General features: G+C 72.9%; 13 protein-coding genes and 1 tRNA gene. 8 read left to right on the forward strand and 6 right to left on the reverse strand.

Going from position 1 to position 12,266, the window contains the following annotated elements:
• Positions 1-68: 68 nt before the first annotated feature.
• The 3 genes from VR894_RS07155 to VR894_RS07165 are packed head-to-tail and all read left to right on the forward strand — an operon-like array spanning position 69 to position 2,218.
• Complete coding sequence (locus VR894_RS07155; RefSeq protein ID WP_324650682.1) at positions 69-716, forward strand: septum formation initiator family protein; 648 nt, start codon at positions 69-71, stop codon at positions 714-716.
• 39 nt (positions 717-755) lie between these two features.
• A complete protein-coding gene (locus VR894_RS07160) occupies positions 756-1,289 on the forward strand; it encodes a DUF501 domain-containing protein (protein WP_324650683.1) in 534 nt (177 codons plus the stop codon).
• The gene (locus tag VR894_RS07165; RefSeq protein WP_324650684.1) at positions 1,286-2,218 is read left to right on the forward strand and encodes a Ppx/GppA phosphatase family protein; all 933 of its coding nucleotides are present in this window, start codon (positions 1,286-1,288) and stop codon (positions 2,216-2,218) included. Before VR894_RS07160 ends, VR894_RS07165 begins: the two co-directional genes overlap by 4 nt.
• Before the next feature lie 46 nt (positions 2,219-2,264).
• On the opposite strand, the gene VR894_RS07170 is transcribed toward VR894_RS07165, so the two are convergent.
• Positions 2,265-3,674 carry a PP2C family protein-serine/threonine phosphatase gene (locus VR894_RS07170; protein ID WP_324650761.1) on the reverse strand — a complete coding sequence of 470 codons (1,410 nt, stop codon included), beginning with the start codon at positions 3,672-3,674 and terminating at the stop codon, positions 2,265-2,267.
• A gap of 58 nt (positions 3,675-3,732) precedes the next feature.
• Complete coding sequence (locus VR894_RS07175; RefSeq protein WP_324650685.1) at positions 3,733-4,455, reverse strand: GAF and ANTAR domain-containing protein; 723 nt, start codon at positions 4,453-4,455, stop codon at positions 3,733-3,735.
• A gap of 186 nt (positions 4,456-4,641) precedes the next feature.
• On the opposite strand from VR894_RS07175, the gene VR894_RS07180 reads away from it, so the two are divergent.
• The 4 genes from VR894_RS07180 to VR894_RS07195 all read left to right on the forward strand — a co-directional run bounded on the left by VR894_RS07180 (position 4,642) and on the right by VR894_RS07195 (position 7,255).
• Positions 4,642-5,451: a uracil-DNA glycosylase gene (locus VR894_RS07180; RefSeq protein WP_324650686.1), complete on the forward strand. Its 810-nt coding sequence runs from the start codon at positions 4,642-4,644 to the stop codon at positions 5,449-5,451.
• A gap of 25 nt (positions 5,452-5,476) precedes the next feature.
• Positions 5,477-5,550 (forward strand) — tRNA-Leu (locus VR894_RS07185).
• A gap of 130 nt (positions 5,551-5,680) precedes the next feature.
• A complete protein-coding gene (locus tag VR894_RS07190) occupies positions 5,681-5,812 on the forward strand; it encodes a hypothetical protein (protein WP_324650687.1) in 132 nt (43 codons plus the stop codon).
• Positions 5,813-5,857: 45 nt separating this feature from the next.
• On the forward strand, positions 5,858-7,255 hold the full coding sequence (locus VR894_RS07195; RefSeq protein WP_324650688.1) for an NAD(P)/FAD-dependent oxidoreductase: 1,398 nt from the start codon (positions 5,858-5,860) through the stop codon (positions 7,253-7,255).
• An 11-nt stretch (positions 7,256-7,266) separates the two neighbouring features.
• Here the strand turns inward: VR894_RS07195 and VR894_RS07200 are convergent, their stop codons facing one another.
• The 4 genes from VR894_RS07200 to VR894_RS07215 all read right to left on the reverse strand — a co-directional run bounded on the left by VR894_RS07200 (position 7,267) and on the right by VR894_RS07215 (position 11,091).
• Entirely contained in the window at positions 7,267-7,929 is a 663-nt protein-coding gene (locus tag VR894_RS07200) for a response regulator transcription factor (protein WP_324650689.1), read from the reverse strand.
• Positions 7,926-9,110, reverse strand: a complete 1,185-nt coding sequence (locus tag VR894_RS07205) for a sensor histidine kinase (RefSeq protein WP_324650691.1) — start codon at positions 9,108-9,110, stop codon at positions 7,926-7,928. Before VR894_RS07205 ends, VR894_RS07200 begins: the two co-directional genes overlap by 4 nt.
• Before the next feature lie 170 nt (positions 9,111-9,280).
• The gene (locus tag VR894_RS07210) at positions 9,281-10,126 is read right to left on the reverse strand and encodes an ABC transporter permease subunit (RefSeq protein ID WP_324650693.1); all 846 of its coding nucleotides are present in this window, start codon (positions 10,124-10,126) and stop codon (positions 9,281-9,283) included.
• The gene (locus VR894_RS07215) at positions 10,123-11,091 is read right to left on the reverse strand and encodes an ABC transporter ATP-binding protein (protein WP_324650694.1); all 969 of its coding nucleotides are present in this window, start codon (positions 11,089-11,091) and stop codon (positions 10,123-10,125) included. Before VR894_RS07215 ends, VR894_RS07210 begins: the two co-directional genes overlap by 4 nt.
• Before the next feature lie 239 nt (positions 11,092-11,330).
• On the opposite strand from VR894_RS07215, the gene VR894_RS07220 reads away from it, so the two are divergent.
• Entirely contained in the window at positions 11,331-12,194 is an 864-nt protein-coding gene (locus VR894_RS07220; protein ID WP_324650695.1) for a Bax inhibitor-1/YccA family protein, read from the forward strand.
• Positions 12,195-12,266: the final 72 nt, after the last annotated feature.

Raw genomic sequence — 12,266 nt, forward strand, 5'->3', positions numbered from 1 at the left:
CGGCGCACGGACGATTCCCGTGCGTTGCGTTACCGGGTGCTGCCGGTTCGGTGGGGGACGATGGGGCCATGACAGCGCGCCGCCCGACCGGTCGGCGCGGCACCGGTGGTGCCGCGCGGCCCCAGGCTGGACGTCCGGCCTCCGCCGGACGCCCGGCCGGTGCCCGGCGCGGTCGACCGCCTGCCCCGGCCCGGCCGGGCACCGGCCGGACGCCGAGCCCGAGCCGGCAGGCCGGCTCCGCGCGGCCCTCCCCGGCAGCACCGGTCGCCAAGGCGGCGCGGGGCGAGCCGCAGGAGGAGGCGACCAGCCCGACCATCACGCTGCGCGGCCTCGGCCTGTTCGTCGTCGTCCTCGTCGCCTTCATCGTGCTCGCCCCGACGCTGCGTCACGCCGTCGAGCAGCAGGAGCAGCTGCGCCAGCTCGGTGCCGACATCGAGGCTGCCGAGAAGCGCACCTCCGCCCTCGAGTTCGAGCTCGAGCAGTGGCAGGACGAGACCTTCGTGCGTGCCCAGGCCCGGGACCGCCTCGGGTACGTCATGCCGGGGGAGCAGACGTTCCGGGTCGTCGACCCGGAGACGGTGGTCGGTGAGGACGTCGAGGCGGAGCTCTCCGACACCGGGGTGCCCGGCCTGGAGGACGCCCCGTGGTACCTCTCACTGTGGGAGTCGGTGACCATGGCCGGGCAGGCGGCGCCCGGTGCGCCCGAGGGCGGTTGAGCGTTTCGTCGCCCGCCCGTCGTGGGGGACAATCTCCCGGTGACCGACGCGCACTCCGCCTCTGCCGCCGTGACCCCCGCCGACCTTGACGTCCTCGCGGGCCAGCTCGGCCGACCGCCCCGTGGAGTCGTCGACATCGCCGCGCGGTGCGTCTGTGGGCGTCCGCTCGTCGTGCGGACCGCTCCGCGGCTCGAGGACGGCACCCCGTTCCCCACGACCTTCTACCTCACCGCACCGGAGGTGGTCCGCGCCGTGAGCACGCTCGAGGCGGACGGCGTCATGCGGGAGATGACCGAGCGGCTGGCCGGGGACGAGGAGCTCGCGGCCGCCTACGCCGGCGCGCACGAGGACTACCTGGCGCGGCGGGCCGAGCTCGGCGAGGTGCCCGAGATCGACGGGATCTCCGCCGGGGGGATGCCGACCCGCGTCAAGTGCCTGCACGTCCTCGTCGCGCACTCCCTCGCCGTCGGTCCGGGAGTCAACCCGCTCGGTGACGAGGCGCTGGAACGCCTGCGCCCCCACTGGCGACCCGACCGGTGCAGCTGCACGACCGACGACGGGGCCGCCCGATGACCCGGGTCGCCGCCATCGACTGCGGGACGAACTCCATCCGGCTGCTCATCGCCGACGTCTCCCGCCGCGGACCGCTCGTCGACGTCGTCCGGCAGATGGAGGTCGTGCGCCTGGGCCAGGGGGTCGACCGCACCGGGATGCTCGACCCCGCCGCGCTCGAGCGCACCCTCGACGCCGTCGGGCGCTACGCCGAGGTGTGCCGCGAGCACGGCGTCGAGGCGACCCGCTTCGTCGCCACGTCCGCCACCAGGGACGCCGGCAACCGCCACGTCTTCGTCAGCGGTGTCCGCTCCCTCCTGGGCGTCGAGCCGGAGGTCGTGAGCGGCCAGGAGGAGGCGGCACTGTCCTTCGCCGGTGCCGCGAGCGTCATCGGCCCCGAGCAGGACCGGCCGCTGCTCGTCGTCGACATCGGGGGCGGCTCGACCGAGCTCGTCCTCGGGGACGACGTGCCGCGAGCCGGGGTGTCGATCGACCTGGGCAGCGTGCGGCTGACGGAACGCCACCTGCGCGGCGACCCGCCCAGCCCCAAGCAGGTCAAGGCGGCGCGCAGGGACGTGCGTGAGGCGCTCGACGAGGTCGAGACCGAGGTGGCCCTGCACGAGGTCCGCACGATCGTCGGGGTGGCGGGGTCGGTGACGACCGTGACGGCGCACGCGCTCGGCCTGCCCGAGTACGACCGTTCCCGGATCGACGGCGCCGAGCTCGGCAGCGCGACCGTGACCGCCTCCTGCGAGGCGCTCCTCCAGGCCACCCGTGAGGAGCGGGCGGCGATGGGCTTCATGCACCCCGGCCGCGTCGACGTCATCGGCGCCGGCGCGCTCATCTGGGCGGAGATCATTGACCGGGTGTGCCGCGCCACGGGCGGTCCGCGGACCGTCCGGACCAGCGAGCACGACATCCTCGACGGCATCGCGCTCAGCCTGCGCTGACGTCCGGGCCCGTCGTCGCTCGCCGGCGTGCAAAGTCGGCCGGGCCTCATGGCGTGAGCTCCCTGCTGAGGTCACCCCACCGCGCGACGAGGACGGTCGCGTCGTCCTGGAGCACCTCGCGCTGGTGCTCCAGCACCCGCCGGATCAGGCGGCGTACCATCTCGGGCGGCGCGTGGCCGGCGGTGATCTCCTTCTCGATGAAGTCCTGCATCCGGTCGAGGCCGAAGAAGGTGCCGTCCACGCCGCGGGCCTCGGTGATGCCGTCGGTGTAGAGCACCAGCCAGTCCCCGGGCTCGAGCATCTCCTCCCCGACGGTGAGGTCGCGGAAGGGCATGCCGAACACCGTGCGCTGGCCCCGGTCGAGCGACTTGACCACCTTCCCCCGGCGCACGACCAGCGGGTAGGGGTGCCCGGCGCTGATGTAGCGCAGCCGCCCGGAGAGCAGGTCGAGCTCGGCCAGCACCGAGGTGACGTAGCGCCCCGTCCGTTCCGACTCCGTGCCGATGATCTCGTCGACCGCTCTGGCCTGGTCGAACAGGGTGGCACCGTCACGGCGGGCGCTGCGGTAGCTGGACACCGCCATCGCGCCGACGAGGCTCGAGTCCAGGGAGTGTCCGGTCGCGTCGAAGATCGCCAGGTGTGCCGTCGTCTCGGACAGGGAGTAGTCGAAGGCGTCGCCGGCAGCGGTGTAGCAGGGCTCGACCATGCCGGCGACGGTGACCCTGTCCGTGGCGGCCGTCGTCGTCGGCAGCAGCTGCCAGAGGAGCTCGGCGGCGGTGCTGCGCCGTTGCCGGCGCCGGACGCCGTCGAGCTTGTCGCCGTAGTTGGTGGTGATCGAGTAGAGGTGGCCGATGAGCGTCGAGAGCCAGCGCAGCTGGGACCGGAGCACGGGGTCGTCGCCGTCCGCCGGGTCGAGGACCACCTCGAGCACCCCGAGGCGCTCGACACCGTCGAGGAGCGGCACCCACAGGCGGGTCCTGCCGCCGGCCTGGGTCGACAGCGTCTCCAGCGTCCGGAACGCGCGTCCCGCGAGCGAGGTGTCGACGCCGAGCGGCTCCGTGCTGGCGTGTGGGCCGGGCAGCGGGCGCAGGTACTGCTGCTCGTAGTCGATGAGGTAGAGGCCGATCTGCGCGCCGAGCGCCGTGCCCGCGCGCGCGACGACGGTCGGCAGCCGCTCCGGCGGTGCGAGGTGCATCCCCGCAAGCGCCGTGACGAGCGCGCCGAGCAGGCCGCCCTCCGGGGTCGGCTCGCGCACCACCCGGCTGTACGGCACCCGCTCGCGCGGTGTCTGCTCGTCGAGCAGCTCGTTGACGGCGTGCGCGAGGACGTCGGACTCCGGTGCCGGCAGGGGGACGAGGCCGGCGATGTGCGCCTCGGTCTCCAGCGGCCCGGCGGTGCCGCCCAGGGCGAAGTACCGCATCCAGACGGACTCGTGGGTGAGCCCCGACCGGGTCATCACCCGGTGCAGGACATCCAGCTGTCTGTCGCTGTGCTGAGTACCGATGTCGCGCTCCTCAGTGCCGTCTGCGCGGCGTGGACCGGATGACACCCTCGGCGGCCGCGTACATGGTGGTGCGCTGGCCCCGGGCCAGCGCGATGAGCAGCAGGAGCGCGTCGTCCTCACTCACCCGCTCACGGTTCATGAGCACCCCCTTGGCCAGCTGGACGACGTCCCGCTGCCGCACCGTGCTCCGCAGCTCGCCGGAGACCTGCCGCGCCCGCTCCGCGGCGCGCACGTCCCTGACGAGGGTCGCGGCCTGCGCGGCGAACATCCGCATGACGTGCTCGTCCCGCGGTGTGAAGACGGCCACGCTCGTCGAGTAGACCTTGATCGCACCCAGTCCGGCGCCACCGGCGACCAGGGGGGCGCTGAGGGCCGAGCGCAGGCCGGTCCCGGAGACCGCCGCCTGCCACGTCGGCCAGCGGGTGTCGGCAGTGATGTCGTCGACCCGGACGGTGCTGTGCTGCTCCCAGGCGGTGAGGCACGGCCCCTCACCCAGCTCGTACTGCAGGGCGTCCGCCCGTTCGACGACGGTGTCCGTCGCAGCGGCAGTGGTGCGCCGACCCTCCGCGTCCAGCAGGCTGACCCCCGCTCCGGCGGTCTCGGGGAGCACCTCCGCGGCCAGGGACGTCACCAGCTCCAGGGCGGTGCGCACCGTCTGGGGTGTGGGCAGCAGCCCGGTCATCCGAGCGAACACCGCGGCGAGCTCGTCGGCGAGCGGTAGCGGCTGCGTCACGGGGAGTCACCGACGCCGGTGAGCGGTGCTCCGTGGTCCGCCATGCCCCGTCGCCCTTCCGGTTGGACGCCACCACGCGGTGGCTGACTGACGTGGAACTCCTCAGAAGAACACCAAGGCTGGTTCGAGCGTACCCCCGACCACGCGACCGGGCGGGCGGTTGACGGGGTCGGCCATGATGGGGAGATGAGCCACGTCCTGCCCGGGAGCGGGTGGCCCGGGGACCGAGCCACGCCGCAGACCCCGGTCGCGCGGTCGGCTGCCGGCGCGCGCCGGCTCGCCGCCGGCAGCCGTGACCTGCCCACCCTCGACGCCCGGTCGACCGTGTGTCGTGCCTGCCCGCGGCTCGTCGCGTGGCGCGAGCACGTGGCCGACGTCAAGCGGCGCGCCTTCGCCGACGAGACCTACTGGGGGCGTCCGGCAGCCGGCTTCGGTGACGACCGTGGGCACCTCCTCGTCGTCGGCCTGGCGCCGGCCGCGCACGGGGCGAACCGCACCGGCAGGCTCTTCACCGGGGACCGGTCCGGTGACTGGATCTTCGCGGCGCTGCACCGGGCCGGCTACGCCAACCAGGCGACGTCCGTGTCGGCCGACGACGGCCTCGAGCTCACCGGCGCCCGCATGGTCCCCGCGGTGCGGTGCGCCCCGCCCGACAACGCACCGACGCCCGCCGAGCGGGCAGCGTGCAGCGGGTGGCTCGAGCGCGAGATCGAGCTCCTGGAGCCGACGACGACGGCGGTCCTCGCCCTCGGTGGGATCGCGTGGCGGGCCACCCTGTCCTCCCTCGTGGCCCTGGGCTGGCAGGTCCCGCGTCCGCGGCCCGCGTTCGGCCACGGTGCGGAGGCGCCGGTCATCACGCCGAGCGGCCGGGAGGTGCGACTCATCGGCTCCTACCACGTCTCCCAGCAGAACACCTTCACCGGCCGGCTCACGCAGGAGATGCTCGACGACGTGCTCGCACGGTGCCGGGCCACGGCCACGGGGCCGCCGTCCTAGGATGATCGGGCGCCGGGCCGGCGCTGCCCCCATGGCCCAACTGGCAGAGGCAGCCGACTTAAAATCGGCTCAGTGCGGGTTCGAGTCCCGCTGGGGGCACCGCAGGGAGGCGTGAATCATCCTTTGGTCCAGCCCGTCCCACGCCCAAGTGGGATGCGCAGATCTCCCGGGAAAGCGCAAACTCGGACCACGCATCGGGCGGGCGGCCCGATGGAGGTTGGAGTGCACCATGGATGTGTCAGCACTGACGCGGCAGATCTCGGGGTCGTGGCTCGAGGAGCTCGCCGCGGACTATGAGACCTCGCAGGCGCGACTCAGCTGGATCCTCGACAGCGGGGACTCCTCCGAGGAGTTCATCTAGCGTCCGCATCGCGCGCAGCGGACGGGCCCGTCCTACGATCGACGCATGACTGCCTCGACCGACACGGCCACCCAGCTGCCGCGCCCGCGACGGACCAGGCGCATCCTCATCCTCGGAGGCGGGTACATCGGTCTGTACACCGCCCTCGGGCTGCGCAAGCGGATGGGGCGCGACGAGGTGGAGATCGCCATCGTCGACCCCCGCTCGTACATGACCTACCAGCCGTTCCTGCCCGAGGCGGCCGCCGGGTCGCTCGAGCCGCGGCACGTCGTGGCACCGCTGCGTCGCGAGCTCAGCGGCTGCACCCTCATCACCGGGAGCGTCGCGGAGATCCGGCACGCCGACCGCCGCGTCGTCGTCGAGCCGGTCGAGGAGGGTGAGCCCTACGAGCTGGCCTACGACGAGCTCGTCGTCGGGCTCGGCTCGGTCGCCCGCACCCTGCCCATCCCCGGCCTCGCCGAGTTCGCCATCGGCTTCAAGTGGGTCGAGGAGGCCACCGCCCTGCGCAACCAGGTGCTCGGCAAGATGGACGTCGCCGCCTCCACCTGGGACCCCGAGCTGCGGCGGCGCAAGCTCACCTTCGTCTTCGTCGGCGGTGGCTTCGCCGGGATCGAGGCGCTCGGCGAGATCGAGGACATGGCCCGCGCCGCGGCCAAGACGTTCGACGGCATCCGCCGGGAGGACATGCGCTTCGTGCTCGTCGAGGGTGCCGGGCGCATCCTGCCCGAGGTGGGGGAGGAGCTCGGCGGCTACGCCATCGAGCAGCTGCGTGCCCGCGGCATCGAGATCCACCTCAACACCTTCCTCGAGTCCTGCGTCGACGGGTACATCAAGCTGTCCACGGGTGAGGAGTTCGAGGCGGACACCGTCGTGTGGACGGCCGGCGTCAAGGCCAACCCGGTGCTCGGCAACTCCGACCTGCCGCTGGACGAGCGCGGACGGGTCCGGGCACTGCCCACGCTCCAGGTCGCGGACGACGACGGCGCCGTCGAGGGCGCGTGGGTGGCGGGGGACTGCGCCGCCGTGCCGGACCTCACGGGCGAGCACGGCGCCACGACCGGTCCTACCGCGCAGCACGCCGTGCGGCAGGCCAAGCACCTGGCGCGGAACCTTGCGCGAGCCCTGCGTGACGAGCCGCTGGAGGAGTACGCCCACAAGAACATCGGAACGGTGGCCTCGCTCGGCCTGGGCAAGGGCGTGGCGAACGTCGGCAACGTCAAGCTGCGTGGCCCGGTCGCCTGGTTCATGCACCGCACGTACCACATGTGGGCCATGCCGACCCTCAATCGCAAGGTGCGGATCGTCCTCGACTGGACGACGGCGCTCTTCTTCCGCCGCGAGCTGGTCGCGCTCGGCTCCCTGCAGAGCCCGCGCGCGTCCTTCGTCGCCGCTGCCACGAACACCCCGAAGAAGCAGCCCTCGCCCTCGGCCGAGACGGAGTAGCACCGGTCGGTCTACCGGGGCCGCACCAGGCCGGTGTCGTAGGCGAGGATCACCGCCTGCACCCGGTCGCGCAGGCCGAGCTTGGCCAGCACCTTGCCGACGTGGGTCTTGACCGTCGCCTCGGAGACGACCAGCCGTTCCGCGATCTCCCCGTTCGACAGTCCCTCGGCCACGAGCCCGAGCACCTCGCGCTCGCGGGCCGTCAGGGTCGCGAGCGCGCCGTCGTCGGTGGTCGCCGACGGCGCGGGTAGCCGGGTGCCGAAGAGCTCGAGCATCCGCCGGGTGACGCGTGGGGAGACGACGGCGTCCCCGCTCGCGACCGTCCGGATCGCGGCGACGAGCGCGGCCGGGGGAGTGTCCTTGAGCAGGAAGCCGCTCGCGCCCGCCCGCAGACCGGCGAAGGCGTACTCGTCGAGGTCGAAGGTGGTGAGGATGAGGACCCGGCACGCGGGATGGGCGGCGACGATCTGCTCGGTGGCCTCGATGCCGTTCATCCGCGGCATGCGCACGTCCATGAGGACGACGTCCGGCAGGAGTGTGGACGTCATCGTCACGGCGGCGTGGCCGTCGGCGGCCTCGCCGACGACGAGGAGGTCCTCCTCGGCGTCGAGCACCATGCGAAAGCCCATGCGCAGCAGCGCCTGGTCGTCGGCCAGCAGCACCCGGATGCTCACAGCTCCTCCTCCTCGACCCACCTGAGCACGGCACGCACCCGCCAGCCGGTGGTGGTCGGCCCGGCGTCGACGTGTCCGTCGTAGACCGCTGCACGTTCCCGCATGCCGACCAGGCCCCGCCCGCCGGACTGCGTGGCCGGGCTCGCGCCGTCGGCGTTGTCGACCTCGATGACGACGTACTCCGGGCGCCGGTCGACCGTGACCTCGATCCGGGGCGAGCCGGGCGCGTGGCGCAGCACGTTGGTCAGCGCCTCCTGGACGATGCGGAAGACAGCGAGCTGCAGCCCGGTGTCGTCCGGCAGGGCGGGACCGGTCTCGGTGAAGGTCACGGGCAGACCCGCGGCCTGGTACCGCGACACGAGCTCGGACAGGTCGGGGTTCGTCGGCTGCGGGGACAGCGGCGCCCCGGCCTCGGCGTCGTCCTCGCGGAGCACCCCGAGCAGCCGGCGTGTGTCGGCGAGCGCGGAGCGGCCGGTGCTGGCGAGCTCGTCGAGCGCGACGCGGGCCTGCTCCGGGCGCCGCTCGAGGGCGGCGCCGGCCCCGTCCGCGAGGGCGATCATCACGGACAGGCTGTGGGCGACGACGTCGTGCATCTCGCGGGCGATGCGGCTGCGCTCGGCGCTGCGGGCGACCTGCTCCCGCTGGTCGCGCTCGAGGGCGAGCTGTGCCGCGCGCTCCTCGAGCGCCGCGATGTGGAGGCGCCGTCCACGTGCGGTGGCGCCGAGCAGGAGGGCGACCATCGAGAGCGCGAGGAGGACGCTCACGCTGATGGTGAGGGACTGCAGCTCGCTGAGCGTGACCTCGGCGCCGTGCTCCGGGGCGACCGTGACGAAGGTGTAGGGCCACAGCGCGACCGCCGCGGCGTGGCCGGCGGTGACGCCGGCGAGGGCCAGCCACGCGGTCGGTGCGGGCCGGTAGGCGGCGACGGCGTAGAGCGCGAGGACGGCGGCGATCTCGAGGCCGGTGGTGTCGCCCAGGGCGGCCTGCGACGTCACGAGGCCGGCCGCGACGACGGTGAGCACGACGACGGGCTGGCGGCGTCGCTGGAGCAGCGCGAGGAAGGCGACGAGCGCGAGGCCGGCCGCGAGGACGCGCTGGGAGGAGGTGTGGAAGGGCGTGACCCAGATGATGGTGGCCGCGGCGGGCAGGCCGTACCAGAGGGCGACGAACCAGTCGACCACGGCCGGGTGACGGCTCAGGAACCCGCGGACGGGCCCCCGCCGGCGCTCACCGAGCGGCTCCGTCCGCGAGGGCCGGTTCTCCGCGGGCGGTGCGACCGGGACGGCGCGACGAGGCGCCGGGGGGTCGTCGCCGCGCGACGTCCCCCCCGGCGCCAGTGGCCGCGAGATGCTCAGGCGTCCCTCCTACGCAGGAGCACCGCGGCGGCAAGGAGGGCGACGGCGATGTAGATCGCGAAGACGCCAAGGCCGGCCCAGTGGTCGAGGAGCGGGGGCATGCCCGCGGTGGCCATCTCCATGCCCGGGCTGTCGAGCGCCACGATCCGCTCCCCTGCCACGGTCGGCAGGTAGGGGTAGGCCTCGCGCAGCCACTCCAGGGCGCCCATGGCGAGCTGGAAGACGATCGGCAGCAGCAGCAGGAAGCCGACCGCGGTGGCGATCGCCCCGGCGGAGTGCCGCACCAGCGCCCCGACGGCGAGCCCGAAGAGGCCGACGGCGGCCAGGTACAGCCCGGTGCCCCAGAACATCCGGAGCGTGTCCGCGTCCCCGAGGTCGGCGGCCCCTCCCACGTCGCTGAGCATGGGCATCGTCAGGACGTAGGACAGGGCGACGCCCACGACCCCGACGACGAAGGCGACGACGGTGATGACGATCGCCTTGGCGGCGAGCGCGGGGATCCGCCTGGGCACCGCGGTGAGCGTCGAGCGGATCATGCCGGTGGAGTACTCACCGCTGATCATGAGCACCCCGAGCACGGCGATGACGAGCTGCGCCATGGAGTACGACAGGCCGATGACCATCGTGCTGTCCAGCCCGGCGTCGAACCCGGACTCGGCCGACTGGGACATGCCCACGGCCATGAGCAGGCTCATGAGCACCATGGCGACGACCGTCGCGGCGATCGCCCAGTAGGTGGAACGCAGCGACCAGAACTTGATCCACTCGGAGCGGAGCGTGCGCGGGAACGTCACCGGGCGGACGGTGACGGTCCGGGGGGCGGTGGTGGCCTGGGCGGTCATCGGAGGGCTCCTTCCGGGCGGGTCGCGGCGTCGGCCGGTCCTCCGCCGAGGTGCTCGGCGGCGGCCTCGGTGCGGTACTCGACCTCGTCCTGCGTCAGCGTCATGTACGCGTCCTCGAGCGAGGCGCGCACGGGGGTGAGCTCGTGGAGCGGGATACCGGCGCCCGCGGCGAGGTCACCGATCTCCTCGGGGCTCCGCCCGGTGACCTCCATGAGGCCCGGCTCGGTCGCCCGCAGCGTCACCTGGGGCCCGGCGAGGAGCTCGCTGAGCTCGCCCGCCCGAGGCGAGCGGACCCGGACCTGGACACCGCGCGTGGCGTCGATGATCTCCTGGACCGGGCCGGCGGCGATGATCCGCCCGCGGCCGATGACGAGGAGCTGGTCCGCGGTCACGGCCATCTCGCTCATGAGGTGGGAGGAGAGGAAGACGGTGCGTCCCTCGCCGGCGAGGTAGCGCACCATGGTGCGCACCCACTTCACGCCCTCGGGGTCCAGGCCGTTGACGGGCTCGTCGAGGATGAGGGTGCGCGGGTCACCGAGCATCGCCGCGGCGATGCCCAGCCGCTGCCCCATGCCGAGGGAGAACCCACCGACCCGCTTCTTCGCCACCGTCTGCAGGCCGGTCATCTCGATGACCTCCCGTACCCGGGCGGTGGCGATGCCGTGCGTGGCGGCCAGCGCACGCAGGTGCTGGTAGGCGGAGCGCCCCGTGTGGACCGCCTTGGCGTCGAGGAGGACGCCGACCTCCTGCAGTGGTGCGCGGTGCTCGGCGTAGGGACGGCCGTTGACGGTCACCGTGCCCGACGTCGGGCGGTCGAGGCCGACGATCATGCGCATCGTCGTGGACTTCCCGGCGCCGTTCGGGCCGAGGAAGCCGGTGACGGTGCCCGGCTGGACGGTGAAGCTCGCGTGGTCCACGGCCGTCTTGTCGCCGTACCGCTTGGTGAGCTCATGGGCTTCGATCATGGAGTTCCTCCTTGTCACCTCAACAGTAGGACCGTGGTGGTGCCCGGGCCGACGGTCCGAAGGCGGAGATCTCGGCCCCGGATCCTCACTCCCGCGACTGAGAATCTCCACCTCGAGGATGAGAGGGGACGGAACACGGAGGCACCCCCGGACGTTCCACCAGGTGCGGCCGTCCTCACGCATAGGATGGACGCAGAAAGCGCTGGGCTCCCGCTCGCGCTGTGACCAGGAGGCAATGAGTGAGCAATCCAGTCTTCGAGAACAGCCCGCACTTCGGCGAGCGTCAGTCGCGGACGCCGAAGGGCTACCCCACCCATCCGGGATACGCGCCCGGCGCCGCCACCACGTACCAGCAGCAGGTCGACCCGCAGCAGGTGCAGGGCCTGGAGTACGCCTACCAGCAGCCGGCGGCCGGCCCCGTGCACACGGGTCGCCTGACCTACGACGACGTCATCATCAAGACGGGTGGGCTGCTCGCGCTGGTCGTCGCCATGGGCGCCGTCAACTGGTTCGTGCTGGGCGGCAACTACATCGCCACCTTCGGCGGGCTCGTCGTGGGTCTGGTGCTCGGGCTGGTCAACGCCTTCAAGCGGGAGCCGAGCCCGGCACTCATCGCCGGGTACGCGGCGGCCGAGGGACTGTTCCTCGGTGGCATCTCGATGGTCTTCGAGTCGCTCTACCCCGGCATCGTCCTGCAGGCCGTGCTCGCCACGGGCGCCACCTTCGTCGCCAGCCTGCTGCTGTTCACCAGCGGCGCCGTCCGGGTGACCCCGAAGCTCACCCGCTTCGTGCTCATCGCCCTCGTCGGCTACGCGCTGTTCTCGCTGGTCAACCTCGGCATCATGCTGTTCGGCAGCAACGACGCCGCCTTCGGGCTGCGGTCGAGCGTGGAGATCATGGGCATCCCGCTGGGTGTGATCATCGGGATCTTCGCCGTCGGCCTCGCCGCGATCTGCCTCATCATGGACTTCGACGCGATCAAGCGCGGTGTCGAGGCCGGTGCCCCGGCGCGCTACGCCTGGTCCGCGGCCTTCGGCCTGCTCGTCACCCTCGTGTGGCTCTACCTGGAGTTCCTCCGCCTGCTGGCGATCTTCCGGGAGTAGTCCCGACCCGGAGCGTGCTCCGAGCGTTGCCAGAGCCGGACCCTTCGCGAAGGGTCCGGCTCTCGGCGTCGA

It is taken from the genome of Georgenia sp. H159 (genome assembly GCF_035607575.1).
In the GTDB taxonomy this organism is placed as follows: Bacteria; Actinomycetota; Actinomycetes; order Actinomycetales; family Actinomycetaceae; genus Oceanitalea.

What these genes read in the sequence shown, in the direction of transcription:
- VR894_RS07165 (WP_324650684.1), top strand. Translation starts at nt 1,286, where the DNA reads ATGACCCGGGTCGCCGCCATCGACTGCGGGACGAACTCCATCCGGCTG.
- VR894_RS07210 (WP_324650693.1), bottom strand. Translation starts at nt 10,126, where the DNA reads ATGACCGCCCAGGCCACCACCGCCCCCCGGACCGTCACCGTCCGCCCG.
- VR894_RS07215 (WP_324650694.1), bottom strand. Translation starts at nt 11,091, where the DNA reads ATGATCGAAGCCCATGAGCTCACCAAGCGGTACGGCGACAAGACGGCC.
- VR894_RS07180 (WP_324650686.1), top strand. Translation starts at nt 4,642, where the DNA reads ATGAGCCACGTCCTGCCCGGGAGCGGGTGGCCCGGGGACCGAGCCACG.
- VR894_RS07155 (WP_324650682.1), top strand. Translation starts at nt 69, where the DNA reads ATGACAGCGCGCCGCCCGACCGGTCGGCGCGGCACCGGTGGTGCCGCG.
- VR894_RS07170 (WP_324650761.1), bottom strand. Translation starts at nt 3,674, where the DNA reads ATGACCCGGTCGGGGCTCACCCACGAGTCCGTCTGGATGCGGTACTTC.
- VR894_RS07190 (WP_324650687.1), top strand. Translation starts at nt 5,681, where the DNA reads ATGGATGTGTCAGCACTGACGCGGCAGATCTCGGGGTCGTGGCTCGAG.
- VR894_RS07195 (WP_324650688.1), top strand. Translation starts at nt 5,858, where the DNA reads ATGACTGCCTCGACCGACACGGCCACCCAGCTGCCGCGCCCGCGACGG.